This is a genomic window from Pseudoxanthomonas sp. 22568 (genome assembly GCF_052044485.1).
GTDB lineage: Bacteria > Pseudomonadota > Gammaproteobacteria > Xanthomonadales > Xanthomonadaceae > Pseudoxanthomonas_A > Pseudoxanthomonas_A beigongshangi.
Genome location: NZ_JBQENC010000013.1, coordinates 51,960 through 78,036, shown reverse-complemented (window position 1 = coordinate 78,036; position 26,077 = coordinate 51,960). Strand labels below are relative to the sequence as shown.

The following is a 26,077-nucleotide window of genomic DNA, read 5'->3' as shown; positions in this document are numbered from 1 at the left end:
AGTCGGGCGAAGAGCTCGCGGCGGGACGCCGCTCCTACTTGCTGCTGACGTATTTTTCGCGGCGGATCTGTGGAATCGGCAGGCCGGCGGCCTTCAACGCCTCGAAGCAGGCATCGACCATGTCCGGATTGCCGCACAGGTAGGCGATGTCGGTGTCCGCATTCGGGGCGAACTCGGCCAGGTGCTGCTGTACGTAGCCCTGGCGGACATCCGGGTGCGGATGTTCCGGCAGTTCGCGGGAGAAGCAGGGCACGAAACGGAACTGCGGATGCTGGTCGGCGAAGGCGCGGAAATCCTCGCCGTACAGCAGTTCGGCGGGTGTACGCGCGCCGAACAGCAGCACCACCTCGATGTCGCGGCCGGCGATCTGCTCGGCCAGCTGCGGCAGCATCGCCCGGTATGGCGTGACACCGGTGCCGGTGGCGATCAGCAGGTAGCGGCGGTTGCGGTCGTTGGGCATCAGGCAGAACCGGCCGTAGGGACCGCTGGCGTCGACGTGGCCACCTTCGGGCAGGCCCTCGAACAGGGCCGTGGCCGCGCCGCCGGGCACGTAGCTGACCGCGATCTCCACCGCCTCGCCCGGTCCCAGCCGGTGATCGTGGATGGTCGCCAGCGAATAGCTGCGCTTGGCCGGGGTCCCGTCGGCGTAGCTGAAATGCACCTGGATGAACTGGCCCGGGATGAAGTCCAGGGGCTGGCCGTCGTCACGGACGAAGACATAGTGGCCGACGCTGGGGGCCAGCATGCGGCGCCCGACGAGCTTCAACGGAAAATGGACGATGGCCAAGGTGCTGGGCGATGGAACGGTGTGGTGCCGGGACCGACCCGGCGGGGTGCCTATAATAAGCGTTCGTGTCCCCCCGGGCGCCCACGCTGGCGCCGCAAGGTCCCTACGTGCCCCAACCCGTGGTTCCCGCGAACGCGCCCGCGCTCGCCATTTCCGATCTCCGCAAGGTCTACGACAACGGCGTGCAGGCGCTCAAGGGCATCTCGCTGCAGGTCGCGCCCGGCGATTTCTTCGCCCTGCTCGGCCCCAATGGCGCCGGCAAGTCGACCCTGATCGGCATCGTCAGCTCGCTGGTGAACAAGAGCGGCGGCGAAGTCGAGGTGTTCGGCGTCAACCTGTCGCGCCACCGCGACGACGCCCTGCGGCTGATTGGCCTGGTGCCGCAGGAATTGAACTTCAACATGTTCGAGAAGCCGATCGACATCCTGGTCAACTACGCCGGTTTCTACGGGGTGCCCCGCGCCGAGGCGCTGGTGCTGGCCGAAGAGGAACTCAAGCGCGCCCAGCTGTGGGACAAGGCGCAGATGATGAGCCGCACGCTGTCCGGCGGCATGAAGCGGCGGCTGATGATCGCCCGCGCGATGATGACCCGGCCGAAGCTGCTGATCCTCGACGAGCCCACCGCCGGCGTGGACATCGAGATCCGGCGTGGCATGTGGAAGACCCTGAAGGACATAAACGCCGCCGGCACCACCATCATCCTGACCACCCATTATCTGGAGGAGGCCGAAAGCCTCTGCCGCAATCTGGCCATCATCGACCACGGCACCATCGTCGAGCAGGGCCCGATGCGCGAGCTGCTGGCCAAGCTGGACGTGGAAGGCTTCCTGCTGGACATCGACGGCGAGCTGCCGGCGCAGCTGCCGCTCATCGAAGGCGCGACGCTGGTGGCGACCGATCCGCATACGCTGGATCTGGACATGCCGCGGGCGATGGATCTCAACCGCATCTTCGCCGCGCTCAACGAAGCCGGCATCCGGGTGCGCTCGATGCGCACCAAGAGCAACCGGTTGGAGGAACTGTTCGTGCGCATGACCGGCAACGGCAAGGAGCAGGCGGCATGAGCAATCCCAACCTGATCGCCTTCGGCACCATCGTCCGCCGCGAAGTGGCGCGGATCCTGCGCATCTGGGGCCAGACGCTGGTGCCGCCGGCCATCACCATGACCCTGTACTTCCTGATCTTCGGCGGCCTGATCGGCTCGCAGATCCGGGACATGGGCGGCTATAGCTACATGGAGTTCATCGTGCCGGGCCTGGTGATGATGAGCGTCATCCAGAACAGCTACGGCAATATCTCCTCCAGCTTCTTCGGCGCCAAGTTCGGGCGCCACATCGAGGAACTGCTGGTCAGCCCGATGCCGAACTGGGTGATCCTGTGGGGCTACGTGGCCGGCGCGGTGCTGCGAGGCCTGATGGTCGGCATCATCGTGCTGATCATCGCCACGTTCTTCACGCCCGTGCGCATGCCGCATCCGCTGGTCACCCTGAGCACGGTCCTGCTGGGCGCGACGATCTTCTCGCTGGCCGGCTTCATCAACGCCGTCTACGCCAAGAAGTTCGACGACGTGGCGATCGTGCCGACCTTCATCCTGACCCCGCTGACCTACCTGGGCGGCGTGTTCTATTCGGTGAAGCTGCTGCCGTCCTGGGCCGAGGCGCTGACCCACGCCAACCCGATCTTCTACATGGTCAACGCGTTCCGCTACGGCCTGCTGGGCAGCAGCGACGTGCCGCTGTGGGTGGCCTACGCGCTGATGCTGGGATTCGTGCTGGCGCTCAGTTCGCTGGCGCTGTGGTTGCTCAAGCGCGGCGTCGGCCTGCGCAGTTGAATTTGCGCCGGCAGGGTCCGGCGCGATGCAGGGAGTGGTGCGGATGCGAATCCTGATCCTGGGCGCCGGTGGCACCGGCGGTTACTTCGGCGGACGCCTGGCGCAGTCCGGCGCCGACGTCACCTTCCTGGTCCGTGCACCGCGCGCGGCGGATCTGGCGCGCGAGGGCCTGCGCATCCGCAGTCCGCTCGGCGACGCCGAGCTGCCGGTGGCGACGGTGACCGCCGAAGCCCTGCCAGCGCTGATCGCGTCGCATCCCTTCGATCTGGTCCTGCTCAGTTGCAAGGCCTACGATCTGGACAGTTCGATCGACGCGATCGCGCCCGCGGTCGAGGCCGGTGCCGACGTGCTGCCGGTGCTCAACGGCCTGCTGCACTACGCGCGGCTGGATGAGCGGTTCGGCCGCGATCACGTGATCGGCGGCCTGTGCTTCATCAGCGCCACCAAGGGACCGCGGGGCGAGATCCTGCACCTGGGCAAGCCGGCTTCGATCACCTTTGGAGAACGCGATGGCGCCGCGCCGCGCGCGCGCCTGTCGGCCTTCGCCGAAGCCTGCGTGAAGGCCGGCATCGATCACCTGCTGGCACCTGACATCGCCCGCGAGCAGTGGATCAAGTACAGCTTCCTCACCGCGCTGGCCGCCGGCACCTGCCTGATGCGCGCGCCGATCGGGAGAATCGTGGCGGGCGAGGGCGGCGAGGCGTTCATGACCGCGCTGTACGCCGAGTGCACCGCGGTGGCGGCGGCATCCGGACAACCGATTCCGCAAGCGGCGCAAGACACCGCGCTGGCGACGCTGCGGCAATCGGGGTCGGACATCAAGGCCTCGATGCTGCGCGACCTGGAAGCCGGCCACCGCGTGGAGGGCCTGCAGATCGTCGGCGACATGGTGCATCGCGCACAGGGGTTCGGACTGCCGGCGCCCCTGCTGTCCACCGCCTGGTGTCATCTGCAGGCCTACGAGGCGTCGCTGCCGGCACGTTGATCGCGCGGAGCGGAGAATCGGCGCCATTCGGAATGCTCCGATGGCTGCCGGCGGTCGCCGTTCGTACGGTGGGGACACCGCCATGAATCCTTCCGGAGTCCTTCAACCGATGCATCCACGCCATCTGCGACGCCTTTTGCCGCTGTCCGCGGGCCTGCTGCTGCTGACTGGCTGTTTCCCGCATAGGCAGCAGATCGTCCCGGCGATCGACGGGATGCTGGTGCGAGGGCAGGTTCCCGTTGCGGGTGCGCGGATCCACGTGTTGCCGAGCATGTTCAAGGCCGACTGCGGACCTTCCCGGCATACGGCGGTCACCGACGCGACGGGCCGGTTCACGATCCGCGGCGCCAGCGAGATCGGGATGATGTTGCCGATGGGCGATCGCATCAACACGTGGGGCGTCTGCATCGAGGACGACGGACGCTGGGTCGAAGGATTCAAGGAAGGCGACATCGGATGGCCGCCCCGCCGCATCGACATGCACTGCGATCTGGCGCGGGTGCGGGGCGTTTGCGAATGGAAGGCGCGGAATCGCTAGAGAAGAATCGCCTCCGCATCCACGGCTTCACTGGCACCGGTAACGGCGTGCGTCGCGCCGGCATTGCGCCGGCAGGCCATGCTTGTCCCAGTACGCGGCGATGCCGCTGCGGTGCAGGTAGTCCTGGAACGCCGGATCCTCGCGCAGATACCCCAGGTCGCGGGTCCACAGCAGCAGATCCCAGGATGAATACGAACGCCTTCGCACCTGATCCAGCCCGTCGATCACGGCGGCGGTGTCGCGTTGCGGATCCAGCACGCTGAGGAAGTTCATCAACCCGGTGCGCTGTTCGAACTCCTTCATCGCGATGCGCGTCCGCGGCCAGGCGGAAGGTTCCACCACGGCCCGACTGGCCAGCAGGTAGGACTGGCGAAGCAGCGGGCCATACTGCCGGCTGCCGGTGTCCTCGGGTCCGCCGATGCCGGCGGCGATCACTGGCAAGGCCGCGTGATCGCCGCGCCATACCGCGTTGAACCAGCGGCCATAGCGCCCGAAGCGGCCGGCGCGCTGCAATTCGACCAGGGCCTCGCGGTGCCGGCCCAGGGTGTCGAGGATGCGGCCATGACCGAAATGCCAGCCCTGGTTGAGCGGATCGCGGCGGGCGCCGCGCCGCATCACCTGCTCGGCCTGGTCCAGGTAGCCCAGCGACGCCAGCGCCATGGCGTACTGGAACTGCGCGCGCATCTCGCTGGGCGCCAGGTCGGTGGCATGGCGGTACAGCGAGAGGCAGAGCTCCCATTGGTTGCCGCGACAGGCGGCGCTGGCCTGCACCAGGTAGGGCTCGGGCAAGGCGGGATCCAGACGCTGCGCCAACGCGGCGTGGTGCGCGGCATCCTGGCGCAGCTCGATGGCCAGTTCCGGCCGCAGGTAGGCGCGCCCGTCCAGCGCCGCGGCGAGGGCGGCGTGCGAAGGCGCGTGCCGGGGTTGTTCGGCGACCAGTTGGCGCAGGCGCGTTTCGGCCAGCTCGACCCGCTCGGGCGGTACCGGTGGCGGCGCACGCAGCAAGGCCTGCACCGCCAGGTAGCGACGGTAGAAATCCGCGTCGCCGCCGCGCGTTGCCGCGGCCGGATGCGCCAGCCCCAGGTTGAGCGCGAGTGCGCCGGCGACGGCCTGGGCGATGTCGCGTTCAAGCGCCAGCACGTCGGCCACGTCGCGATCGTAGTCCTGGGTCCACAAGGTGCGTCCGGTCGCCGCATCCACCAGCCGCAGGTGCACCCGCAGGCGCTCCCCGGCTTGGCGGGCGCTGCCTTCGAGCGCATGGCTGACGCCGAGCCGGCGGACCAGCCGCGACAGGTCGGCGCCGTCGGCCGTGGCCAGGCGGGTCGAATCGCGTGCGATCACACGCAGCCCCCGGATGCGCGAGAGCGTGCTGATCAGCTCCTCGCTGAGGCCGAAGGCGATGTCGCGATCTCCTTCGCCCACCGCGACCAGCGGCATCACGATCAGGGTGCGCGGCTCGGCCCGGGCCGATGCCGGCGCCGTGTCGTAGGCACGCGGGACGAATACCGCGGCGGCCAGCAGCAGCAGGCCCAGCAAGGAGGCGATGGCCCAGGCCGGCGCACGCGGAGGGCGTGGGTGCGCCGTGGCGACCAAAGGATCGGTTGCGGGAGCGGAGGCCGCACCGGGAGGTGCCGGTTCCTCGTTGAAGCGGTAGCCGATGCCATGCAGGGTGTGCAGCCGGCGCGGATGATGGGCGTCCTCGCCCAGCGCCTGTCGCAGCAGGGTGATCACCCGGTTGAGCACGCCCGGGGTGACGTGGCGGTGGCCCCACACCGCGTCGAGGATCTCCTCGCGGCTGAACGCGCGGCCCGGTTCCGACGCCAGCAGCGCCAGCACGTCGAACGCCTTGGGCTCCAGCGGACGCACTTCGCCGTCGCGCAGCAACTGGCGTCCGGCCAGGTCGATGACCACGCCGTCGAGCACGATGCGGGCGGAAGCGGATGACGGCATGGCGATCGGCGCAGGAAGGTTCCGGCGGAACACGTACATCCTAGGGATACGCGGAAGCGCGGCCGTGCCGGCCTAAGCATTTCCCAAGCTTCCCAAGCCGTCCATCGGGGTTTCCCGCCAGCCTCCTCAAGACCCGGACGCGGCGGCGGCGCGAGGCTGGCGACCCGGCCATCGAAGGAACAAACCCCATGAACGCCATTCCCGCCACCGTGCTGTCCGCCCTGCTGCTGGCAGCGGCCCCGTCGCCGCCCGCCCGTGCCGGCGCCGCGACGCCGCCGACCGACCTGCGGGTGGATTGCGCGCAACCACGCCTGCCGTCCCAGTACGAGACCGGTCGCTGGCTGGGCCAGGCCAACGCCGGCCAGGCCTATGCCTCGCGCCAGCGGCTGATGGCCGAGATCCAGCGCGCCTGCCGGAAGCCCGGCATCCGCACGGTCGTGTTGCAGTTGCCGCGTCTGGCCGATGCGCCGGAGCGTGGGTTGGCCGGACGACCCTAGGTACCTGCTAGGTACCCGGTTCGCGCGACGGCAGGCGGAAGAACGCGCGCGCGGTCGCGGTGGTCGCGGCGGCGGTGGCCTCCACCGATTCGCCGCGATCACGTGCCAGCTCGTCGACGATGTGGGCCAGGTACATCGGCTCGTTGCGGCGATGCGAGGGCTGCGGCCGGACGGTGCGGGGCAGCAGATAGGGCGAGTCGGTCTCGATCATCAGCCGTTCGGCGGGGATGTGCCGGACCAGTTCGCGCAGGTGCTGGCCGCGGCGTTCGTCGCACAACCAGCCGGTGATGCCGATGTGCCAGTCCTGGTCCAGGTAGTCGAACAATTCCTCGCGGTTGCCGGTGAAGCAGTGCACCACCGCCGGGCCCAGCCGGCCGTCGAAGTTCTTCATCATCGCCACGAAGTCCGCATGCGCGTCGCGCTGGTGCAGGAACAGCGGCTTGCCGTTCTCCGCCGCGATTTGCAGCTGGCGCTCGAACGCGCGCCGCTGCGCCGGCCGTGGCGAGAAATCACGGAAGTAGTCCAGCCCGCATTCGCCCACCGCGACCACTTCCGGATGCGCATGCAGCGCGCGCATCTCGGCGTCGCACTCGTCGGTGTACTCGACCGCGTGATGCGGATGCACGCCGGCGGTGGCGAACAGTTCACCCGGATGCGCCTGGGCCAGCGCGAGCGCCTGCGGCGAATGCTCGCGGCTGGCGCCGGTCACCACCATCTGCACCACGCCGTGCGCGCGGGCGCGTTGCATCACCGCGTCGAAATCGTGGCCGAAGCTTTCGTGGGTCAGGTTGGCGCCGATGTCGATCAGGTGCATGGAGCGGAAGTCGTGGAGCGGAGGGCGCGCCATTGTAGTCGGCCCGGCGCGCGGAGCCGGTATCCTAGCGGGCCATGCCGTCGCCCGTGCCGTCACCGGAATTCCCCATCACCCCGCTGCTGCCGGAGATCCGGCGGAGCCTGTCGGCGCATCCGCGGCTGGTGCTGGAAGCGCCGCCCGGCGCGGGCAAGACCACCCAGGTGCCGCTGGCGCTGCTCGACGAGCCGTGGGTGCAGGGGCGCCGCATCCTGATGCTGGAACCGCGCCGGGTGGCCGCGCGCGCGGCCGCCGGCTTCATGGCGAAGCAGCGCGGCGAGGCGGTCGGCGAAACCGTCGGCTATCGCATCCGCTTCGAGAACAAGGTGTCGGCGCGCACCCGCATCGAGGTCGTCACCGAGGGCATCCTGACCCGGATGATCCAGGACGATCCGATGCTCGAATCGGTCGCGGCGATCCTGTTCGACGAATTCCACGAACGCCATCTGTCGGCCGATCTCGGCCTGGCACTGGCGCTCGATGTGCAGGCGCAGCTGCGCGAGGACCTGCGCATCGTGGCGATGTCGGCGACCCTGGACGGCGAGCGCCTGGCGCGTTTCCTCGATGCGCCGCGGTTGAGCAGCGAAGGGCGGAGCTTTCCGGTGACGGTGGCGCATTTCCCCGCGCGCCGCGACGAACCCGCCGAGGTGCAGGCGCGCCGCGCGATCGAGCAGGCGCTGGCCTCGCATCCGGGCGACGTGCTGGTGTTCCTGCCCGGCCAGCGCGAAATCGCGCGGCTGCAATCGCTGCTCGATGGCTTGCCGCGCGATGTCGCGGTGCTGCCGCTGCACGGCGAGCTGCCCGTGGAGCGCCAGGCCGAAGTGCTGCAACCGGATCCGCACGGCCATCGCCGGGTGGTGCTGGCGACCAACGTGGCCGAATCCTCGGTGACCCTGCCGGGCGTGCGCGTGGTGATCGACGCCGGGCTGGCGCGCGAGCCGCGCTACGATCCCAACAGCGGTTTCGCGCGACTGGAAGTCGTTGCCATCTCGCAGGCTTCCGCCGACCAGCGCGCCGGTCGCGCCGGTCGCGTCGCCGAAGGATGGGCATACCGGTTGTGGCCGCAATCGCAGCGGCTGGAACCACAGCGCCGCCCGGAAATCGCCCAGGTCGAACTGGCCGCGCTGGCGCTGGAACTGGCGGCGTGGGGCAGCGACCAACTCCGCTTCGTGGATCCGCCGCCGGCCGGCGCCCTCGGCGCGGCGCGCGAGTTGTTGCAGCGGCTGGGCGCGCTCGGCGACAGCGGCGGCGTCACCGCGCTGGGCCAGCGGATGCTGGCGCTGGGCACGCATCCCAGGCTGGCGGCGATGCTGTTGTCGGCGCCGGCGGGTGCGACCCGCGCATTGGCCTGCGATCTGGCGGCGCTGATCGAAGCGCGGGATCCGCTGCGTGGCGGCGGTGATGCCCTGGCCGCGCGTTGGCGCGCGCTGGCGGCATTCCGCCAGGGCAGGGCGCCAGCGGACGCGCATCGTTCCGCGCTCGCCGCCATCGACGCGGCGTCCAAGCAGTGGCGTCGGCGCCTGCGCGAAGACGCGCCGCCGCCATCGACCGTCGAGGCGCACCTGCTGGGTGATCGCCTGAGCCATGCCTATCCCGATCGCATCGGCTACCAGCATCCGCAGGACCCGCGCCGCTATGCGCTGGCGAACGGACGCATGGCGCGCCTGTTCGACGACAGCGCGCTGTTCGGCGAACCCTGGATTGTCGCCAGCGAACTGCGTTACGAAGCCAAGGACGCATTGATCCAGCGCGGTGCGCCGGTCGATGAAGGGTTTCTGCGCGCCGAGTTTCCGGACCGCTTCGTCACCGTGGACGCGGTGCGCTGGGATGCCGGCAAGCGCGCGCTGAGCGCGCAGCGCGAAGCCCGCTTCGATCGCATCGTGCTGGAAGCGCGTTCAACCGGCCGTGTCGATCCCGCATTGGCGGCGCAAGCGCTCACCGACGCGGTGCGCGAACTGGGCATCGATGCCTTGCCATGGACCGAGTCACTGGGCCAATGGCGCGAACGCGTGCGCTGCCTGCGCGAATGGATGCCCGAGCTTGGCCTGCCGGATTTGTCCGACGAGGCCCTGCTGGCGGATCTGGATCGCTGGCTGCGGCCCGCCTTCGCCGGCAAGAGCCGGCTGGATGCGCTCGGCGAGTCCGAACTGGCCGAGGCGCTCAAGTCGCCGCTGGACTGGTCGCTGCGCCAGCGTGTCGATGCGCTCGCCCCGACCCGCATCATCGTGCCGTCGGGCATGGAACGGCGCATCGAATACGCGCACGGGCAACCCCCGGTGCTGGCGGTGAAGCTGCAGGAACTGTTCGGCCTGGCCGAAACGCCGCGCATCGCCGACGGTCGCGTCCCGCTGACCCTGCATCTGCTTTCGCCGGGCGGCCGCCCCTTGCAGGTGACCCAGGACCTGCGCGGCTTCTGGGAACGCACCTACCCGGAAGTGAAGAAGGAAATGAAGGGCCGGTACCCCAAGCACCCCTGGCCCGACGACCCCTGGACTGCCCAGGCCACCCACCGCGCCAAGCCGCGCGGGACCTGAGATCAGGTTTCTTCCCTTGTGGGAGCGACGTCAGTCGCGATGGACGCCCGCGGGAAAGCCCCTTCGCGACTGACGTCGCTCCCGCAGGGCCACAAGAACGGGGCCGCAGCCGTTCAGCCAACGGTCGGCGCGGGCGTGGTCCGCTAACGGGCCGTGAACATCCCCCGATGGACACTGGACCCCGTCATCTCCCACAGGACAACGACGATGAGCAAGCTCACCATCATTACCGACCGCGCATTGGAGCTGGTCAGCCAGGCCGGCAGCAACCTCAAGCAGGCGATGCCGAAGAACGCCGACAAGCTGCTGCAGACCGGCGTGGTGCTGGGCGCGGCGAAGACTGGCGCCAAGACCGCGGGCAAGTTCATCCGCCGCAACCCGGTGGTGGCCGTCGCCGCGGCCGCCGGCATCGGCCTGCTGGCCTATGCGGCCTACCGCAAGCGCAAGCGCGATGCCGCCGATGCGCCGATCGAAGGCAAGTCGCGCCGCATCGAAGCGCGCAAGGTCAACGGCACCGGCCGCGCCGGCCGCCGCGCCGCCGCCCGCTCCACCACCTCGCCCAACCCCTGACGTAGAGCGGAGCTTGCTCCGCTTCACATGGTGTTTCCGTCCCGATGACCCAAGCCGAGCAAGCTCGGCTCTACACAACGCCGTAGAGCGGAGCTTGCTCCGCTGCGCGCGATGTTTCCTTCCCGATGATCCCCAAGCCGAGCAAGCTTGGCTCTACACGGCATCGTAGAGCGGAGCTTGCTCCGCTGCGCGCGGTGCTTCCTTCCCGATGACTCCCAAGCCGAGCAAGCTCGGCTCTACGTGCGGACTTCCCGCCATTGGCCGGGAGCGAGGTCGCCCAGGGAGACTTCACCCATCGCCACGCGCACCAGTCGCAGGGTCGGCAAGCCGACGGCGGCGGTCATCCGCCGCACCTGCCGGTTGCGGCCTTCGGTGATGCGCACTTCCAGCCAGGCGTCCGGTACGGTCTTGCGGAAGCGCACCGGCGGATCGCGCGGCCACAGCAGCGGCGGCGGATCCAGCCGGCGCACCTCCGCCGGCCGGGTAGGGCCGTCGTTCAACACCACGCCGCGCCGCAGCGCGTCCAGCTGCGCGCCGTCCGGCGCGCCCTCCACCTGCACCCAGTAGGTCTTGGCCTGCTTGTGGCGCGGATCGGTCAGGCGATGCGCCAGTCCGCCGTCGTCGGTCAGCAGCAGCAAGCCTTCGCTGTCATGGTCCAGGCGGCCGGCCGCGTACACCCGCGGCGGCAGGCCGAATTCCGCCAGCGTTCGCCGGGGCGGAACGCTGCGGTCGGTGAACTGGCACAGCACGTTGAAGGGCTTGTTGAACGCAATCAGCACGGAACAACCGCTTGAATCAGGGCTTCACGAACCGCAGCGTCATCCGGTCGCTCTCGCCGATGGCCTGGTACTTCGCCGCATCCTTGGCGTCGTGGTTGTTGGTCGGTGGCAGCGTCCACACCCCGTTGGGATGATCCTTGGTGTCGCGCGGGTTGGCGTTGACCTCGCTCTTGCCGTCCAGGCGGAAGCCGGCCGCCTCGGCCATCGCGATCACCTGCGCTTCGCCGACATAGCCGCTGTTGTCGTCCGCCGGCACGTCGCGCTTGGCGCGATGCTCGACCACGCCCAATACGCCGCCGGACTTGAGCACATCGAAGAACCCCTTGAACATGCCTTCGGCCTGACCCGCCGAGCGCCAGTTGTGGACGTTGCGGAAGGTCAGCACCAGATCCGCCGAGCCCGGCGCGCCGAACACCGGCGCCGACGGCGAATAAGTCGTCACCCGGACCTTGTCGTACTGGGCGGGGGAGGCGGCGAGCTTCTTCTCCAGTCCGTCCTTGCTGCGCTGCTGGTAATCGCGGCCACGGCCTTCGGCCACCGCCATCGGATCCACCACCGCCGCCACGTACTGGCCGCGTTCGCGCAGGTACGGCGCCAGGATCTCGGAATACCAGCCGCCACCGGGCGTGATCTCGACCACGGTCTGGTCCGGTTTCAGCCCGAAGAACGTCAGGGTTTCCAGCGGATGGCGGGCATCGTCGCGGGCCGCGTTGGCTGGCGCGCGCCAGTTGCCCTTGAGCACCGTGTCGATGCCGGAAGCGGCGTCGGCGGCGGTTGCCGCGGCGTCCTGCGCCTGCGCGATCACGGGTGCGCCCAGGGCCAGCAGCACGGCGAGGCAAATCGAATGCGACTTCATCGGGTGTCCTCCGGGGGAAAAGTGCCGCGAGCCTACCACGCGGTCGCGCTGCGGCATGGCTGAATCCATGCCATCGGCGTCGGCGCGCTTATGTGGAATTTACGCTGGGTGCCCGTGTCCGGAATGGCCCGTTTACGCCACCGCCGCCTAGGCTGACCGGACTGCGCGCAAGCGCGTCCGGAAGCCAGGCATGAACCTGCTGATCATCGAAGGCCCGCACGCATCATCGGCTGGCCACGCGCCGATGCTGGCGCCGCGGGCCGTGCGCGGCCTGCAATCCCAGGCGCGCGCCCGCGGCCACACCGTGTTCCATTGCCATTGCCCCAGCGTGGACGCGCTGCTGACCGGACTGCGTGCCGGCACCAGCCTGGACGCGCGCATGCTGTTGCTGGATTCCGGTGACATCGCCGCCAACGACCCCGGCCTGCCGGCGTTGCGCGAAACCCTGGATCACCTGTCGATGCCCTACATCGAGGTGCACGACGACAGCGCGCAGGTGCTCGAGACCTACCTGGATCTGCGACACGCGCCGCTGGCGACGGTCGTGTTCAACCGGGATCGTCCCGGCGGTCACGCACTGGCGCTGTCCATCGCCCTGCGCCGGCTGGCCATGCCGGCGAGCAGCGTCTGACCACTTTCCATTCCTCCCTCCCGACGGAGTTCTCCCATGTCGTTACTGCTCATCCGCGGCCCGGAGCGCCGCGCCCACCACAGCGAACCGCCGCCCCCGTTGCCGCCGCAGATCCTGCGCGGACTGGCCGAGCGCGCGGCCGTCGCCGGCAAGACCCTGGCGGTGCGCGTGTGCGCAAACGAAGCCGAGTACCTGCATGCACTGGACAGCGCGCGACGGGCGCACACCGAACTGCTGCTGCTGGATCCCGGCAGCACCGCCGGCAGCGCGCGCCTGCATGAGGCGGTGGGCCACACCGGGATTCCCTACATCGAAGTGCACGACGACGCCTGCGACGCGCCCGAACCGCGCTTGCCACCCTCGCCGGCCTGCCTCGCGGTCGCCCAAGGCTACCGCGCGCAGAGCTATACGCTGGCGCTGGAAATGGCGCTGGAGCATCTGGGCTGCGCCGAATGCGAGTCCGAACGCCATGTCGGTACCTGAGCGATTGGCGCCCGAAAGCGGCTACTTCGCCGACTACGAGGTCTACGCGATGGGCGAAGCGGTCGCCTGGGGCCAGATCACCCTGGGCTGCGCCGCCGACGCCGCCAACCGCGATCCCGCGGGGTTGATCCGGCGGCTGCGCCAGGCGGCCGCCGACCAGCATGGCGTGGACCCAGGCGAGGTGCGCCTGCGCCAGGTCTGCCGGCTCTAGCCGGCGCCGTCCCCGGTGCGTCCGTCGATGGGCAGTTCCACGTCCATCAGGGTCGGCTCGTCGGGATCGGCGCGGATGCGGAAGCCCAGCTGCTCGCACATCGCCAGCATGGTGCGGTTGTCGCGCAGGACCTGGCCTTCCACCACCGCCAGTCCCAGCCAGCGCGCGTACTCGATCATGATCCGCATCAGCCGCCAGCCGATGCCGTGGCCCTTGAGATCCGAGCGCACCAGGATGCCGTACTCGCCACGTTCGTAATTGGCGTCGGCGTGCAGGCGCACCGCGCCCAGCATCTGTCCGCTGGCGGGATCCAGCGCCACCAGCGCCATCGAGCGCGCGTAGTCGATCTGGGTCAGGCGGGCGATGAACTCGTGGCTGAAATGGCGTACCGACTGGAAGAAGCGCAGGCGCAGGTCCTCGTCGGTGACGTGGGTGAAGAACTCGCGGAACATCGCGTCGTCCTCCGGCCGCACCGGCCGCACGAAGGCGTCGCTGCCGTCGGCCAGGGTGATCGTGCGCTCCCATTCCTTCGGATAGGGGAAGATCGCGAAGCGCGGATGGCCGCGGCCCTTGTGCAGCTTGCGGCCCGGCGCCACCGCGATGCGAGCGTCCACCGCGATCACGCCGTCGCGATCGGCCAGCAGCGGATTGATGTCCAGCTGGCGGATTTGCGGGATGTCGGCGGCCAGCTGGGCGAGCTTGACCAGCACCAGCGCGATCGCGCGCTCGTCGGCGGCCGGCACGTCGCGATACGCCTTGAGCACCCGTGAGACCCGGGTGCGGCCGATCAGTTCATGCGCCAGGCGCAGATCCAGCGGCGGCAGCGCCAGCGCCTTGTCGTCGATCACGTCCACCGCGGTGCCGCCGCGCCCGAACACGATCACCGGGCCGAACACCTCGTCGTCGGCGATGCCGGCGATCAGCTCGCGCGCCTTCGGTCGCAGCAGGGTCGGCTGTACCAGCACGCCGCCGATGCGGGCATCCGGGCGCGCCGCGCGCGCGCGCTGGAGGATGCCGGCGGCCGCCTCGCGCACCGCGTCGGCGCTGACCAGGTTCAGGCGCACGCCGTCGACATCGGATTTGTGCGGGATGTCCGGCGAAAGAATCTTCACCGCCACCGCCAGGCCCTGCGCGAGCAGCGGCTCGGCCACCCGCGCCGCGTCGTCCGGATCGCGCGCGCGCTGCAACGGCGCGACCGGAATGCCGTAGGCCGCCAGCACGTGCGCGGTCGCCAGCGGATCCAGCCAGTGCTGGCCATCCCTCAATGCCTGCTCCACCAGCGCGCGCGCCGCATCGGTGTCGACCACGAAATCCTCGGGCAGGCTGGGCGGCGTCTCCATCAGCGCCGCCTGCGCTTCGCGGTAGCGGACCAGGTGCATGAAGCCGCCGACCGCGTCGGACTCGGTCGGGTAGTTGGGAATGCGCGCCGCATCGAGCACTTCGGCGGCGGCCGGATCGTGGCCCAGCCAGACCGCGAACACCGGCTTGTGCGGGCCGTGCGCGGGGCGCGCCCGCAGCAGGCGGGTCATCGCTTCGGCGGTCTCCACCGCCGAGGACAACACGGTGGGTACGTTGACCGCCAGCAGGGCGTCGTTCTCCGGATCGTCCAGCAGTGCGGCGATGGTGGCGGCGTAGCGTTCGGCGTCGATGTCGGTCAGCAGATCCACCGGATTGCTGCGCGACCAGCCCGCCGGCAGCATCGCGTCCAGGCGGTCGCGGGTGCCGTCGGACAGCGCGGCCAGGGTGCCGCCCAGTTCGTGCAGGCGGTCCACCGACAGCGCGCCCACGCCGCCACCGTTGGTCAGGATCGCCAACCGCCGACCCGGAAACGCGCGCAGGCGTCCCAGGGTTTCGGCGGCGGAAAACAGTTCGTCCAGCGAACGCACCTGCAACAGGCCGGCGCGTCGGAACGCGGCGTCATACACCGCGCGCGGATGCGCCAGGTGCTGCACGTGGGTGCTGTCGGCGGNNNNCCACCACCACCGGCTTGGTGCGCGCCGCCGCGCGCGCGGCCGACATGAACTTGCGCGCGTCCCTGATCGCCTCGACGTAGAGCAGGATGGCGCGGGTGCGGTGATCGGTGGCGAAGTAGTCGAGCAGGTCGGCGAAATCCACGTCCAGCGCGTCACCCAGCGACACCACCGCGGAGAATCCGACCGAGCGGCCGACGCTCCATTCCACCAGTCCGCCGGAAATCGCGCCCGATTGCGAAATCAGCGCCAGATCGCCCGCACTCGGCAGGCGGCCGGCAAGGCTGGCATTGAGGCGCACGTGTGGGGCGATCACGCCCAGGCAGTTCGGCCCCAGCACGCGCAGGCCCTTCTCGCGCGCGATCGCTTCCAGTTGCGCCGCCGGCGAGTCCGGGCCCGAACCCATCGCGGCGGTGAGCACCGCGACCGCGCCGGCGCCGCACTCGGCCGCCTCGCGGGCGATGCCCGGCACCGTGGCCGGCGGGGTGGCGATCACCACCAGATCCGGCTTCCACGGCAGGTCCCGCAGGCGCCGGGCGGTGGTCACGCCGTCGATGGTGGCCGGATGCAGGTTGACCAGGCCGACGGGTCCGCCGAAACCGGCTTCCAGCAGGTTGTTGATCACCGCGCGTCCGACCGAGCGCGGCCGCGACCGGCTGCCGACCACCGCCACCGAGGTGGGCCGGAAGATGGATTGCAGGCGGTAGGTGCTCATCGCGGACCGGAAAGACGGGAGGCGCGACAAAGGTAACGCGCTGGCCGTCAGCGGGCCATGATCAGGTCGCTGGCGATCTTCGGAACTGGCGGGGACAATTGTCGCTTCGGGAAGCCCCGCCTCCCCGTGTCGATACCGTAACAAGGGGTCAGGGAGTGGCGAAGCACTCCGGTCCCCACTGGGTTTGGAGCAGCAGATGAAGCGTCTTGCAATGGCGGGTCATGTCCCGGGCATCCCGGAATGCCGACATCTGCTCGAGTTCGTCCGCCATCTCCTCCACCACCGGCAGCGCGTCGGGGGCGCGCCGGGTCATGCAGGCGCGATGCCGCGCGATCAGCACATCGCAGATCGGGACGCCGGTGAGCGGTGGAACCTTCGCGACCTCGGTTTCCTCGTGCAGATCCGCGAACGGGACCATCGCCATCTGCAGCGCGTACAGGACGCTGATGAAATCGCGGTCAGGGTCGTACCAGGGACCATCGACGGTCGCGGCGGATAGCGTGAAGGTGCCCTCGACCCGGCTGTTGCGAGGACCCTTCAGTGCGGCGATGTACGTATTGGCGAAGGCCTCCATCCGCTCCGGCGAGGGCTCGTTCATGGCGGCCTGGAACGCTTCGTGCGTGCGGGAGACATCCGGAACAAGACAGGTGTAGGCGAAGGTCGCGACCTTTCCCTCGGCAGGCTCGCCGGGACTGGTGATGGTGACGTCCCCGACCGTGCAGGCCACGCTGGTGAAAGTATCGTACAGAGGGGCGGATATCAGCTGCATGGATTGCATGATCTTCTTTTCCACCGGATCCTCGCCGCTTCCCGCGACCTCGGCCTGAGTCGGGAATCCGGGTACGCCGCCGGAGCGAACCAGTGCCGCCATCGCGGCGACGTCTTCCGGTTTGGGGACGATACCGGCGCCATACCGGGGTTCGATTGCGTCCTGGAGCGTTCTGGCGGCTTCCGTGTCGAAACGGAGGAAGGTGCGGATGTAGAGCTGGAAGGTTTCCGCTGGCGATGGCGGTACCGCGTCCTTGGCCGCAAGCGGCCATGCGGCGACCATCAGAATGGAAAGCAGGATTCGGGGAATGAGTCGCACGATGCCGTTACCGGTGAAGGAACCGGAGACGTTAGGCGGCCCGGGCGGGATCTCCCATAGGACGTGTCCGATTGTCGAGCCGCACCGCCGCAGGGAAATGGGCGCGATCGTGGAAGCCCGCGTAGCGGCTCAGACGAAGCTCAGGCCAGTTTCAACGCGTCCGGATACGGCGGCGTGTCCGGATAGTCGCCGGCGGCCAGCCGCGCCTGCAGATCGCGCCACCAGCCGGCGCGGAACAGATCGCCATGCGCCGCGCGCAATGCGCTCGCCTGCGGCGCGGGCAGGCCGAGGAACTGCGGGAAGCGTTCCGGAAACACGTCGCCAGGACCAACGTAGAACCACGGCCCGTCGGCCATTTCCTCCTCATAACAGGTGGGTTGCGGCCAGTCGCGGAAGTGGCAGTCGGTGACCAGGCACAGCTCGTCGTAGTCGTAGAACACCGCGCGGCCGTGCCGCGACACGCCGAAATTCTTCAGCAGCATGTCGCCGGGGAAGATGTTGTTGCGCGCCATGTCCTTGATCGCCTGGCCGTAGTCGATGGCGGCGGCGAGCGCGGCCTCGGGCTTCTGCTCGCGCAGGTACAGGTTGAGCGGGCGCAACCGCCGTTGCACGTAGCACAGGTGGATGATCAGGTTGTCGCCGTCCTCGGTGATGCCGTGACCGCAGGTGGACCGCAGTTCCTCCAGCAGGGCAGGCGCGAAACGCGCGCGCGGGAAGCGCAGGAAACGGTAGGGCTGGGTGTCCAGCAGGCGACCGACGCGATCCAGGTGGAACACCAGGTTGTAGCGGTCCTCCACGTCCTTGCGGCTGACTTCCTTGGGATAGGCGAAACGGTCGCGGATGATCTTGAACACCAGCGGATAGCTGGGCAGGGTGAACACCGCCATCACCATTCCCGGGGTGCCCTCGGCCTGCACCAGCTGCTCGCCGGCCTGGGTATCGAAGTGATGGAAGAAGGTGCGGAAGCGTTCGGTCTTGCCCTGCTTGGCCCGGCCCAGCACCGTGTAGATCTCGTCGATCGGCTTGCCCGGCAGCAGCGAGCGCAGGAACACCACCGCGTCGCCGACGGTGGACAGGTCCGCGTGGAAATAGCTGCGCGAGGTGCCGAACAGGTGCGCGACGTCGCCACGCCGGGTCAGCACCGCCTCGGCCTTCAGCTTGCCGCCGTCGTTGACCAGCGCGATCACGCAGGGCGAGAAGCGGTGCTCGCCGAACACCCGGCCGATCAGGTAGGCGCGGCGCTCGCGGTAGAACACCGTGTCCAGCAGTTCGATCCCGCGCACCGGGTTCTCGCCCCAGTGCGCAAGATCGTCCTGCAGGCGGATGGCAATCGAGGCCGCGCAGCGGGTGCGGTGTGCGTAGGGAATATCGAAGCGATAATCGCCCAGCACCCGCACGAAGGTGTCGGTGGGGCGCTGCTCGGACACCGCGTAGCTGTGCCGCGCGACCGGATGGGTGATGGCGTCGGTCGGTTCGACGTCCATCGCGATGAACTCGATCGACGGATCCACGCCGCGGGTCTTGAAGAAGCGCCGGGTCAGGGTGTTGTAGAAGGTCTTGTACAGCTCGCGGTCGATCAGATCCGCGATCAGCCGGTCGTAGCCGTCGCGCACCGCCGACCACAGGGTACGGTCATGCGCGTGATCCAGCAGCGCCGCCTGCAGGCGCAGCGCGCATTCGGCGATGCATTCGTCGTACAGCTCGATGCGCTCGACCGCATCGGCGCGCGCGCCGGCCCAGTCCATGGTCTCGAACCGATGCCGCGCGCGCTGGGTGATCTCGGCGAAGCGCGCGTGATAGTCGGCGAACGCATCGTGGATGAGCGTGGCGATGACGGTCGGCTGGATCATGCGTCCACCCGCGCCTGGTCCAGCACCCATTTGCGCACGGTCTGGAAATCCGGATGCGCCAGGCTGCGCTCCGGATAGACCAGGTAGTGGGCGAAATCGGCCTGCAGGCATTTGCCGGTGAGCGGTACCAGCCGGCCCGCCTTGATCAGCGGTTCGGCGAGGGTGAGCCGCGCCAACGCCACCCCCATGCCCTGCGCGGCGGCTTGGTGCAGGGTCTCGGTGTCGTCGAACTGGGCCACGAACCGGCGCGGCACCTCGCCGCCGAACTCGGCGAACCATTCCTTCCAGCGATCGGAGGGATCGCCCAGCAGCGGAAGGCTGCCGATGCGCGTGAGCGCGGGCTTGCCGTGGCGCTTGAGGAAGGCCGGGCTGGCGACCGGTTGGATCCATTCGTGGAACAGCAGTTCCGAGCGGACGCCGGGCCAGCGCCCGCCGCCCAGCCGCAACGCCACGTCCACCGGTTCGCGATCGAAATCCACCACGTGGGTGCTCGACTGCAGGTTCAGGCCGAGCTCCGGATTGGCGGCCAGGAAATCGGGCAGGCGCGGCACCAGCCAAGCGGTGGCCATCGACGGGATCAGGCTCAGGGTGATGACGTGGTCGTTGCGCGCCGACATCCGTTGCAGCGCGTGGCCGATCGCATCCAGCGGCGTGGCCACCGCGTCGAACAGGCGCTGGCCCTCCGGAGTCAGTTCGACCCCGCGTGGTCCGCGCGCCAGCAGCTTGTGGCCTACCCGTTCCTCCAGCAATCGCATCCGGTGGCTGAGCGCGCTCACCGTCAGGTGCATGGCCTCGGCCGCGCGGGTCAGGTTCTTCAACCGCGCGGCGGTGACGAAGGCGTCGATCTGGTCCAGCGGCAAACGGCTCATGCGGATTGGTCCATGTTGAACCCGGCTCAAGGCTGGCTTGCGGAGGTTTCGCTTTTTCGGCAATCAGGATGAGCCTAACTTGGCTCCTGTTCAAGCCGGACGTCCCGGCGGCAGGAGAATCCCATGCGTACCGAAACGAAGCATTCGTGGTGGCGTGAACTGGGCGCCGTCAGCCAGGGCATGCTGTTCCTCGATGGTCACATCGCCAGCACCGAAGCGCTCCGCGCGGGCGACGGCGAGCAGCGCCCGGCGCGGCGGCCGGTCCCGCCCGAACGCCACGAGCGTGCCCTGCGGGTACTGCACGCCCGCCGGCGACGCGAGATGACCGCGCTGTCGTTGTTCCGGTGAGCCCGCGGCGTCGGCTCGGGAGTGATCCGCCTTACCTCCCCTTTGATTAGCCATTCGGCTGTTGAAAGCGAAAAAGTGGGACCGAGGGGGATTTGATGTTGGCGCCAACGGCAAATCCCCCGTCGCCTCCGGCGCCCGCCCCCTTTTCCAAAGGGGGGCCTAGGGAGGTCTCATCGCCCGGAACCTGCTTTGACCTCCCCCTTTGGAAAAGGGGGATTGAGGGGGATTTGCTCTTGGCGTTGAAAAGCCAATCCCCCGTCGCCTCCAGCGTTTGCCCCTTTTTGCAAAGGGGACTGTTGGTGCTTGGGAATCTGCTGGCCCCAAAAAACAAACGCCCGGCGCAAGGCCGGGCGTCTGCGACATCAACCGCGGATCACCACCCTCACAGGTGCTTGATGATCTCGTCGGCGAACTCGCTGCACTTCACTTCGGTGGCGCCGTCCATCAGGCGGGCGAAGTCGTAGGTCACGCGCTTGCTGGCGATGGCCTTGTTGACGCCGTCGATGATCTTGTCGGCGGCTTCGGTCCAGCCCATGTAGCGCAGCATCATCTCGCCGGACAGGATCACCGAACCCGGGTTCACCTTGTCCAGATCGGCGTACTTGGGCGCGGTGCCGTGGGTCGCCTCGAACACCGCGTGGCCGGTCACGTAGTTGATGTTGGCGCCCGGCGCGATGCCGATGCCGCCGACCTGCGCGGCCAGCGCGTCGGACAGGTAGTCACCGTTGAGGTTGAGCGTGGCGGACACGTCGTACTCGCGCGGACGCAGCAGGATCTGCTGCAGGAACGCGTCGGCGATGGCGTCCTTGATGACGATGCCCGCGCCCGGCTTGCCTTCCGGAATCACGTGCCACGGACCGCCGTCCAGTTCCACCGCGCCGAAGTAGTCGCGCGCCACCTGGTAGCCCCAGTCACGGAAGCCACCTTCGGTGAACTTCATGATGTTGCCCTTGTGCACCAGCGTGACCGACTTGCGGCCGTTGTCGATGGCGTACTGGATGGCGCTGTGGACCAGGCGCTCGGTGCCCAGGCGGCTGACCGGCTTGATGCCCAGGCCGACGTCCACGCCCACCTCGCGGTGCGGCGCGCCGATGCCTTCCAGCGCCTGCTGCCACTCGTTGGCCTTTTCCTGGGTGCCGAAGCGGATCTTGCCGAACGCCTGCGGGAATTCCTTGGCCAGGAAGTCCAGCACCTTCTGCGACTCGGCGCTGCCGCCGGCCCATTCGATGCCGGCGTAGATGTCCTCGGTGTTCTCGCGGAAGATCACCATGTCGACGTCGCCCGGCTTCTTGACCGGCGAGGGCACGCCCTCGAACCAGCGCACCGGGCGCAGGCAGACGTACAGGTCCAGCATCTGGCGCAGCGCCACGTTGAGCGAGCGGATGCCGCCGCCGACCGGCGTGGTCAGCGGGCCCTTGATCGAGACCAGGTAGTCGCGGCAGGCCTGCACGGTCGAATCCGGCAGCCAGGTGCCGAACTGGTTGTTCGATTTCTCGCCGGCGAACACTTCCAGCCAATGGATCTTCTTGGCGCCGCCGTAGGCTTTTTCCACCGCCGCGTCGAGCACGCGGACGCTGGCGCGCCAGATGTCCGGACCGGTGCCGTCACCCTCGATGAAGGGGATGATCGGATGGTTGGGGACATTGAGCTTGCCGCCGGAGATGGTGATCTTCTCACCGCCGGGGGGCGGGGTGAGGACAGGTTCTGCCATGGAACTGCTCCCGGTTGAGATGGCACGCGGCGGACCGCGCGCGGGGGTGAACAAAAAGGGTCCAGCAAAGGTGTGGGGTACGACGGGTGAAGCGGACCCCCATTGTCGCGGTTTATGCAGTCATGGGCAAAACCCGGATCACCATGGCCCGGCGTATGGCCCGCGGCATGGTGGGAGGCCGCAAAAAAAGCGGGCGCGATTCGCATCGCGCCCGAGCTTGCCCACCAGGGTGGGAGAGAGGGTGGGATTACTTGACTTCGATTTCCTGGGTCATGCCGACGGCCTGGCCGTTCAAGGTCACATCGACCTTGTACTTGCCGGCGGGCCAGGGATTGGCATTGGTGAATTCGATGTTGGTGGTGCCGGCGTCGGCGGCGGTGACATTGGCGCTCTTCTGGCCGGCCACCTGGCCATCCTGGAAGGTCAGCTTGGCATCGATTGCCGCATCGGCGGGCGTAGCCGCGTCGGTCTTCACCGACACGATGATCTTGTCCTTCGGCGTAAACGTGCTGACAGCTGCGACGGACTTGTCCGGCGCGGCGGTGTTGCCCACGGTCACGCTGGTCGCGCTCACCGGAGCGGGAGCGGGTTCGGCCGGAGCGGGCGCGGGCGCCGGAGCCGGTTCGGTCGCGGCCGGCGGCGGGGCTACCGGTTCTTCCTTCTTCTTGCAGGCTGCCAGGGCCACGGTGCCGGCCAGCGCGATCATCAGGGCATAGGAAATGCGGTTCTGCTTCATGGTGTCTGTCCTTGTGTCAGCCGTTGAATGGTCGGTAGGGTGAGCGCACGATCAGGCGATGCTGTCCTTGGGCGGCAGCTTGATCACCTGGCCGGGGAAGATCCGGTCGGGGTCCTCGATGATGTCGCGATTGGCCTCGAAGATGTGCTTCCAGGCGTTGGCGCTGCCGTAGTGTTCCTTGGCGATCTTGGAGAGCGTGTCGCCCTTCTCGATCGTGTAGCTCTGCTCGCCGATGATTTCCTCGGTGCTGTCCACCTTCGCGGTGACACCGGAGAAATCGGCTTTCTGTTGCTCGGTGGAATCCACCTTCGCGGTGACGCCCGAAAAATCCGCTTTCTTCTCGTTGCTCATACACAACCGTCCTTCCGTGCAGGATGTTGGGACGAGCTAGCCTTGCATGCGCCCTGTTAAGAAATCATGGCATTGGCGTGAAGACCGGCGTGGCCTTCAGCCAGCGGCTATTGACGCGGTTCACGTTGCGCCGGAAGCGCGGTTACGCCGGGGGTGGCGCGCCAGGGATTGATATCCAGGCCCCCGCGGCGGGTATAGCGCGCTTCCACCGACAGCCATTGCGGCGAGCAATGCGTCATCAAATCGCAATGAATGCGTTCGACGCATTGCTCGTGGAACTCGGCGTGATCACGGAAGCCGACCAGATAGCGCAGCAGCTCGGCGCGATCGATGCGCGGCCCCGCGTAGCGGATGACCACGGTGGCCCAGTCGGGCTGGCCGGTGACCGGGCAGTTGGACTTGAGCAGCGCCGACACCAGGGTTTCCTCCACCAGCACGGTGCCGTCGATCAGCAGTCCCTCCGGACGCGGCGGACCGTAGTGATCAATCTCCACGTCCAGGTCGTCCAGCGACTCGCCTGCGATCGTTTCGATCATCGGCGGCAACCCGAACGCCACCGTCACGTCGGCGCCGGCGCGCGCCGACAGATCCGTGCGGATGCACTCGAGCACCGCGGCATCGCTGTTGAAGCGGGTGGCGTTGAGCGAATTGAGGAACAGCTTGAGCGACTTGGATTCGATCAGGTTCGGCGAATCGCACGGCACGGTGAAGGTCGCGGTGGCGACCCGCGGCTTGCCGCGCGCGTCCAGCCAGCTCAGTTCGTAGGCGTGCCAGCGGTCGTGTCCGGTGAAGGGCAGGGTGTCGTCGGCGATGCCAATCTCGGCGCGCGCCTGGCGGCGTGGAATCGGGAACAGCAGGCTGGGATCGTAGTGATCCGGATAGGCGACTTCGCGCCCCAGCAGGGAATCTTCGGGCTTGCTCATGGTGTTAGTTTAGTCCCGTCCGCCTGTACGCCAGGCTGTCCTGGAGAACGCCATGGAAAGCAACGGAGCGCGTCGCGGCATCGTCGCCACCACGTTGGCCGGCCTGCTGGCCGCCTGCGCACAGTCACCGGCGACTTCTCCGTCGCCTTCCACGGGGGCCACGCCGGCCATGCCGGCCGGCGAGACCAGCACCGAGGCGCGGGAACTGGCGGTAGGCGGCTTCCTCGACCTCGCCTTGCCGGCCAACGCCAGCACCGGCTATGGCTGGGAGCTCATCGAGACCGGCGCGCCGGTATTGCGCCGGGTCGACCCGTCTCCCGTCGCCGAGGCCGCGCCCGCGTCGCCGCCGATGCCCGGCGCCGGCGGTGTGTCGCGCTGGCGCTTCGTCGCCGAACGCGCGGGCACCGCGCAGCTGCGGCTGGTCTATCGGCGTTCGTGGGAAAAGGAGGTGCCGCCGGCGCGCGAGGCGCGCTACCGGGTGACGGTCACGGCGGCCGTGGACGGAGCCGACGGGGACTGAACCCCGCCGGGAAAGGCAGGCCTAGCCGGCAGTGGCCGGGGCGGGTGCCGGCGCACCGTTCAGATAATCCAGGGTGACCTGCAGCAGCGCGCGGAAACCCACGTCCAGCGCGCCTTCGTCGAGCAGGAACTTCGGCGAATGGTTGCTCGGCGCGGTAGCCGGATCCACGTCCTTGCCGGTCGCGCCGACGAAGAAGAACATCGCCGGCGCCTTCTGCCCGTACAGCGAGAAGTCCTCCGAACCCATCTGCAGCGGCGGCTCGAACACGTTGTCCACGCCGGCCACCGCGCGCAGGCTCGGCAGCATGCGCGCGGTCAGGGCGGGATCGTTGATGGTCGCGGGATTGCCGTCGTGGCTTTCGATGTTCACTTCCGCGCGTGCGCCGTGCGCGGCGCCGACATGCTCGGACACATTGGTCAGGTCGGTGAAGATCTTCTGCCGCATGCCCTCGTCGAAGGTACGGATGGTGCCCAGCACCTCGACGTCGTCGGGAATGATGTTGTAGCGGATGCCGCCCTTGATCGCGCCGAAGGTCACCACCGCCGGCAACCGCGAGATGTCGGTGCGGCGGCTGACGATCGTCTGCGCGCTGCCGATCAGATCCGCCATCGCCACGATCGGATCGACGCCGCCCCACGGCCGCGAGCCGTGGGTCTGGCGGCCGATCATGCGGACGCTGAAGCGATCCGAGGCGGCCATCATCGGTCCCTGGCGCACCGCGATGCGTCCCACCGGGATATTGGCGAACACGTGCAGGCCGAACACCGCGTCCGGCTTGAAGCCATCGAACAAGCCCTGCTTGAGCATGAGCGACGCACCGCCTTCCTCGCCACTGGGCGGACCTTCCTCGGCCGGCTGGAACACCAGCAGCACCTCGCCCGGCAGATCCTTGCGCATCGCCACCAAGGCCTCGGCCACGCCCATCAGGATGCTGGTGTGCGCGTCGTGGCCGCAGGCGTGCATCACGCCCACGGTCTCGCCGCGGTAGGTCGACGTGGCCTTGGAGGCGAATGGCAGGCCGGTCTGTTCGGTCACCGGCAGCGCGTCCATATCCGCCCGCAGGGCCACGCGCGGGCCCGGCTTGCCGCCCTTGATCACCGCGGTGACGCCATGGAACGCGACGCCGGTCTTCGGTTGCAGGCCCAGCTTGCGCAGGTGCGCGGCCACCTGCGCGGCGGTGCGTTCCTCGCGGTTGGACAGTTCCGGATGCTGGTGGAAGTCGCGTCGCCAGGCGAGCACCTTGTCCTGCAAATCGCGCGCGGCCGCGGCCACCTCGGGACGTTGCGCGGTGTCGGAAGCCCACGCCTGGGCGGGGCACAGCAGGAATGCGGACAGCAGCGGAAGGATGGGCAGGGCGACGCGCATCATCGAACTCCGTATCGGGGACGGTCCGATGCTAGCCGTTTCCCGTCGCGCAGTGCGCATCGCGATTATCATTGTCACACGCGTCCCACAAGGTCCGAGCGGCCGGAGGAGCCGCCGCCGTCCCTTCCCC

Annotated in this window: 25 protein-coding genes and 1 pseudogene; 12 read left to right on the top strand and 14 right to left on the bottom strand. The window is 68.7% G+C overall.

The annotated features are described in order from the left end of the window. Positions 1-34: 34 nt before the first annotated feature. A complete protein-coding gene (locus tag ACTJI2_RS15835) occupies positions 35-841 on the bottom strand; it encodes a ferredoxin--NADP reductase (protein WP_425504634.1) in 807 nt (268 codons plus the stop codon). Between the two features lie 65 nt (positions 842-906). On the opposite strand from ACTJI2_RS15835, the gene ACTJI2_RS15830 reads away from it, so the two are divergent. The 4 genes from ACTJI2_RS15830 (at position 907) to ACTJI2_RS15815 (ending at position 4,141) form a co-directional block, all read left to right on the top strand. Beyond that, positions 907-1,851, top strand: a complete 945-nt coding sequence (locus ACTJI2_RS15830; RefSeq protein WP_318289411.1) for an ABC transporter ATP-binding protein — start codon at positions 907-909, stop codon at positions 1,849-1,851. Next, positions 1,848-2,618, top strand: a complete 771-nt coding sequence (locus tag ACTJI2_RS15825; protein WP_141454962.1) for an ABC transporter permease — start codon at positions 1,848-1,850, stop codon at positions 2,616-2,618. The genes ACTJI2_RS15830 and ACTJI2_RS15825 overlap by 4 nt, the downstream gene beginning before the upstream one ends. A 43-nt stretch (positions 2,619-2,661) precedes the next feature. After that, positions 2,662-3,603 carry a 2-dehydropantoate 2-reductase gene (gene panE, locus ACTJI2_RS15820; RefSeq protein WP_440842679.1) on the top strand — a complete coding sequence of 314 codons (942 nt, stop codon included), beginning with the start codon at positions 2,662-2,664 and terminating at the stop codon, positions 3,601-3,603. Positions 3,604-3,712: 109 nt separating this feature from the next. Next, positions 3,713-4,141, top strand: coding sequence for a carboxypeptidase-like regulatory domain-containing protein (locus ACTJI2_RS15815; RefSeq protein WP_440842678.1), 429 nt, complete (start codon positions 3,713-3,715; stop codon positions 4,139-4,141). Positions 4,142-4,168: 27 nt separating this feature from the next. On the opposite strand, the gene ACTJI2_RS15810 is transcribed toward ACTJI2_RS15815, so the two are convergent. Then, positions 4,169-6,091: a winged helix-turn-helix domain-containing protein gene (locus tag ACTJI2_RS15810; RefSeq protein WP_440842677.1), complete on the bottom strand. Its 1,923-nt coding sequence runs from the start codon at positions 6,089-6,091 to the stop codon at positions 4,169-4,171. A gap of 188 nt (positions 6,092-6,279) precedes the next feature. On the opposite strand from ACTJI2_RS15810, the gene ACTJI2_RS15805 reads away from it, so the two are divergent. Continuing rightward, complete coding sequence (locus tag ACTJI2_RS15805) at positions 6,280-6,588, top strand: hypothetical protein (RefSeq protein ID WP_440842676.1); 309 nt, start codon at positions 6,280-6,282, stop codon at positions 6,586-6,588. A gap of 7 nt (positions 6,589-6,595) precedes the next feature. Here ACTJI2_RS15805 and ACTJI2_RS15800 read toward each other — a convergent pair whose 3' ends face one another. After that, positions 6,596-7,402 (bottom strand): TatD family hydrolase, encoded by an 807-nt coding sequence (locus ACTJI2_RS15800; protein ID WP_183639811.1) that lies wholly within the window; start codon positions 7,400-7,402, stop codon positions 6,596-6,598. A gap of 86 nt (positions 7,403-7,488) precedes the next feature. Between ACTJI2_RS15800 and hrpB the strand changes: the two genes are divergently transcribed. Then, positions 7,489-9,972: an ATP-dependent helicase HrpB gene (gene hrpB, locus ACTJI2_RS15795; protein ID WP_440842713.1), complete on the top strand. Its 2,484-nt coding sequence runs from the start codon at positions 7,489-7,491 to the stop codon at positions 9,970-9,972. A 207-nt stretch (positions 9,973-10,179) separates the two neighbouring features. Then, entirely contained in the window at positions 10,180-10,542 is a 363-nt protein-coding gene (locus ACTJI2_RS15790) for a hypothetical protein (RefSeq protein ID WP_440842675.1), read from the top strand. A 236-nt stretch (positions 10,543-10,778) separates the two neighbouring features. On the opposite strand, the gene ACTJI2_RS15785 is transcribed toward ACTJI2_RS15790, so the two are convergent. Then, positions 10,779-11,321 (bottom strand): pseudouridine synthase, encoded by a 543-nt coding sequence (locus ACTJI2_RS15785; protein WP_440842674.1) that lies wholly within the window; start codon positions 11,319-11,321, stop codon positions 10,779-10,781. A 16-nt stretch (positions 11,322-11,337) separates the two neighbouring features. Continuing rightward, entirely contained in the window at positions 11,338-12,177 is an 840-nt protein-coding gene (locus ACTJI2_RS15780; RefSeq protein WP_440842673.1) for a class I SAM-dependent methyltransferase, read from the bottom strand. A 190-nt stretch (positions 12,178-12,367) separates the two neighbouring features. Here ACTJI2_RS15780 and ACTJI2_RS15775 point away from each other — a divergent pair, with 190 nt between their 5' ends. Genes ACTJI2_RS15775 through ACTJI2_RS15765 form a run of 3 tightly spaced genes read left to right on the top strand, consistent with a single transcriptional unit; the run spans position 12,368 to position 13,502 of the window. Next, positions 12,368-12,808 (top strand): hypothetical protein, encoded by a 441-nt coding sequence (locus ACTJI2_RS15775; RefSeq protein WP_440842672.1) that lies wholly within the window; start codon positions 12,368-12,370, stop codon positions 12,806-12,808. A 36-nt stretch (positions 12,809-12,844) separates the two neighbouring features. After that, positions 12,845-13,291 carry a type II 3-dehydroquinate dehydratase gene (locus tag ACTJI2_RS15770; protein WP_318288076.1) on the top strand — a complete coding sequence of 149 codons (447 nt, stop codon included), beginning with the start codon at positions 12,845-12,847 and terminating at the stop codon, positions 13,289-13,291. After that, positions 13,278-13,502, top strand: coding sequence for a hypothetical protein (locus ACTJI2_RS15765; RefSeq protein ID WP_183639803.1), 225 nt, complete (start codon positions 13,278-13,280; stop codon positions 13,500-13,502). Before ACTJI2_RS15770 ends, ACTJI2_RS15765 begins: the two co-directional genes overlap by 14 nt. Here ACTJI2_RS15765 and ACTJI2_RS15760 read toward each other — a convergent pair. The 4 genes and pseudogenes from ACTJI2_RS15760 to ACTJI2_RS15745 all read right to left on the bottom strand — a co-directional run bounded on the left by ACTJI2_RS15760 (position 13,499) and on the right by ACTJI2_RS15745 (position 19,993). Then, a pseudogene (locus ACTJI2_RS15760) lies at positions 13,499-16,187 on the bottom strand (bifunctional acetate--CoA ligase family protein/GNAT family N-acetyltransferase). The gene ACTJI2_RS15765 and the pseudogene ACTJI2_RS15760 overlap by 4 nt on opposite strands. Before the next feature lie 148 nt (positions 16,188-16,335). Beyond that, positions 16,336-17,274, bottom strand: coding sequence for a hypothetical protein (locus tag ACTJI2_RS15755; protein ID WP_440842671.1), 939 nt, complete (start codon positions 17,272-17,274; stop codon positions 16,336-16,338). 140 nt (positions 17,275-17,414) lie between these two features. Continuing rightward, positions 17,415-19,124, bottom strand: coding sequence for a bifunctional isocitrate dehydrogenase kinase/phosphatase (gene aceK / locus ACTJI2_RS15750; protein ID WP_440842670.1), 1,710 nt, complete (start codon positions 19,122-19,124; stop codon positions 17,415-17,417). Next, complete coding sequence (locus ACTJI2_RS15745) at positions 19,121-19,993, bottom strand: LysR substrate-binding domain-containing protein (protein WP_183639795.1); 873 nt, start codon at positions 19,991-19,993, stop codon at positions 19,121-19,123. Before ACTJI2_RS15745 ends, aceK begins: the two co-directional genes overlap by 4 nt. 123 nt (positions 19,994-20,116) lie before the next feature. On the opposite strand from ACTJI2_RS15745, the gene ACTJI2_RS15740 reads away from it, so the two are divergent. Next, complete coding sequence (locus ACTJI2_RS15740) at positions 20,117-20,341, top strand: hypothetical protein (protein ID WP_203322071.1); 225 nt, start codon at positions 20,117-20,119, stop codon at positions 20,339-20,341. Between the two features lie 382 nt (positions 20,342-20,723). Here the strand turns inward: ACTJI2_RS15740 and icd are convergent, their stop codons facing one another. The 4 genes from icd to queF form a co-directional block, all read right to left on the bottom strand. Then, positions 20,724-22,052, bottom strand: coding sequence for an isocitrate dehydrogenase (NADP(+)) (gene icd / locus ACTJI2_RS15735; RefSeq protein ID WP_183639791.1), 1,329 nt, complete (start codon positions 22,050-22,052; stop codon positions 20,724-20,726). 247 nt (positions 22,053-22,299) lie between these two features. Further along, a complete protein-coding gene (locus ACTJI2_RS15730) occupies positions 22,300-22,788 on the bottom strand; it encodes a hypothetical protein (protein WP_318288070.1) in 489 nt (162 codons plus the stop codon). Positions 22,789-22,839: 51 nt separating this feature from the next. Beyond that, positions 22,840-23,139 carry a LysM peptidoglycan-binding domain-containing protein gene (locus tag ACTJI2_RS15725; RefSeq protein WP_318288069.1) on the bottom strand — a complete coding sequence of 100 codons (300 nt, stop codon included), beginning with the start codon at positions 23,137-23,139 and terminating at the stop codon, positions 22,840-22,842. A gap of 107 nt (positions 23,140-23,246) precedes the next feature. Further along, complete coding sequence (queF, locus tag ACTJI2_RS15720) at positions 23,247-24,062, bottom strand: NADPH-dependent 7-cyano-7-deazaguanine reductase QueF (protein ID WP_440842669.1); 816 nt, start codon at positions 24,060-24,062, stop codon at positions 23,247-23,249. Positions 24,063-24,114: 52 nt separating this feature from the next. Between queF and ACTJI2_RS15715 the strand changes: the two genes are divergently transcribed. After that, the gene (locus tag ACTJI2_RS15715) at positions 24,115-24,582 is read left to right on the top strand and encodes a protease inhibitor I42 family protein (RefSeq protein WP_440842668.1); all 468 of its coding nucleotides are present in this window, start codon (positions 24,115-24,117) and stop codon (positions 24,580-24,582) included. A 21-nt stretch (positions 24,583-24,603) separates the two neighbouring features. Here ACTJI2_RS15715 and ACTJI2_RS15710 read toward each other — a convergent pair whose 3' ends face one another. Then, a complete protein-coding gene (locus tag ACTJI2_RS15710; protein ID WP_440842667.1) occupies positions 24,604-25,947 on the bottom strand; it encodes an amidohydrolase in 1,344 nt (447 codons plus the stop codon). Positions 25,948-26,077 lie beyond the last annotated feature (130 nt).